The sequence below is a fragment of the Hydrogenivirga sp. 128-5-R1-1 genome (assembly GCF_000171895.1).
This window is the reverse complement of record NZ_ABHJ01000391.1, coordinates 1-1,352: the sequence shown is the minus strand read 5'-3', so window position 1 is coordinate 1,352 and position 1,352 is coordinate 1. Positions and strand designations below refer to the sequence as shown.

2 protein-coding genes are annotated in these 1,352 nt (G+C 33.1%); both read right to left on the bottom strand.

Annotated elements, in window-relative coordinates; all coding sequences use genetic code 11:
• Positions 1–85: 85 nt before the first annotated feature.
• Positions 86–625: a pseudouridine synthase gene (locus HG1285_RS18530; protein ID WP_008289423.1), complete on the bottom strand. Its 540-nt coding sequence runs from the start codon at positions 623–625 to the stop codon at positions 86–88.
• Entirely contained in the window at positions 615–1,271 is a 657-nt protein-coding gene (gene deoC, locus HG1285_RS01330; RefSeq protein ID WP_008289422.1) for a deoxyribose-phosphate aldolase, read from the bottom strand. The genes HG1285_RS18530 and deoC overlap by 11 nt, the downstream gene beginning before the upstream one ends.
• Between the last annotated feature and the right edge of the window lie 81 nt (positions 1,272–1,352).

The window sequence follows — 1,352 nt, the reverse complement described above, 5'->3', positions numbered from 1 at the left end:
CTGCATTTGTTGCGTGAATTCCCATTTTTGTCTGTTGTAAATTGACCTTCCTATAGGTAGGTCTATAATGTCGTGGTCTTTTTTATTATTCTGAAACAATAGCTTTGTATCTTTTATCAACAGTTCTTTCCTGAAACTGCCTTTGAAGCTCTTTATGGGCAAACTCTGATTTTGCAATGATTAAAAGACCTGCTGTTTCTTTATCAAGCCTGTGGACTATTCCTGCCCTTTCTCTACCTCCATAGGTTGACACATTTTTAAAGTGGTATAAAAGGGCATTTACAAGTGTTCCAGAGGTATGTCCTACCGATGGATGAACTACCATATGAGGAGGTTTGTAAACAACTGCTAAATCTTCATCTTCATAGTAAATATCAAGTGGAATATTTTCAGGCTTTACCTCTATTTCTTCTGGAGGTGGTATTATTAAGGTTATTTCTTGACCTTCTTTTAGTTTTAAAGACGGTTTTTTTAGCTCTTTTTCGCCTTCTAAAACGTTTCCCTGTTTTATCAATTTTTGATAGTATGAACGGGAAAATTCTGGATATACAGAAGCTAAAAACTGGTCTAATCTTTTATTTTTATACTGGCTATCTACTTTAAATGTTAAAACTTCACTGCTCATTTACTATTTCAACACCATGGGATGTACCTATTCTGTCTGCCCCAAACTCTATCATTTTTAAGGCTGTTTGCTTATCTTTTATTCCACCAGAAGCTTTTATTTTTAATTTTCCCTGTGAAATTTCTTTAAAAAGCCTTATATCTTCAAGTTTTGCACCCTCGGATGCAAAGCCTGTAGATGTTTTTAAAAAATCTGCACCTGCTTCAATTAAAAGTTCTACAGCTTTAAATTTTTCTTTCAATCTTAAATAAGCCGTTTCTATTATCACTTTATGAACTAAAGGCTTTGTATACTCAATAATTGTTTTTAGCTCTTCCACAATATAATCATATTCCCCTGATTTAAAAGCAGAAATGTTCCACACTATATCAAGCTCATCAGCTCCGTCATTTTGGGCTGTTGTAGCCTCAACTAATTTCGTTTTTAATTTGTTTGCTCCAAGTGGAAATCCTACAACGGTTATAATTTTTATATCTTTTCCTGTTAGTAGCTGTTTAACATAAGGAACATAATACGGATTAACACATACACCGTAAAAATTGTATTTTACAGCTTCTTCACAAAGTTTTTTTATATCTTCTTTAGTTGCGTATGGTTTTAGATTTGAATGCTCTATATACTTAGCTATGTCTAAGGGCAAATCCATACCATAAATCCTCAGGTTTATCTTCTGATTCAGGCTTACTTTTTTCCTCTATTATAACAAGGTTATTTCTTTTTGCCATTT

What these genes read in the sequence shown, in the direction of transcription:
- HG1285_RS18530 (WP_008289423.1), bottom strand. Translation starts at nt 625, where the DNA reads ATGAGCAGTGAAGTTTTAACATTTAAAGTAGATAGCCAGTATAAAAAT.
- deoC (WP_008289422.1), bottom strand. Translation starts at nt 1,271, where the DNA reads ATGGATTTGCCCTTAGACATAGCTAAGTATATAGAGCATTCAAATCTA.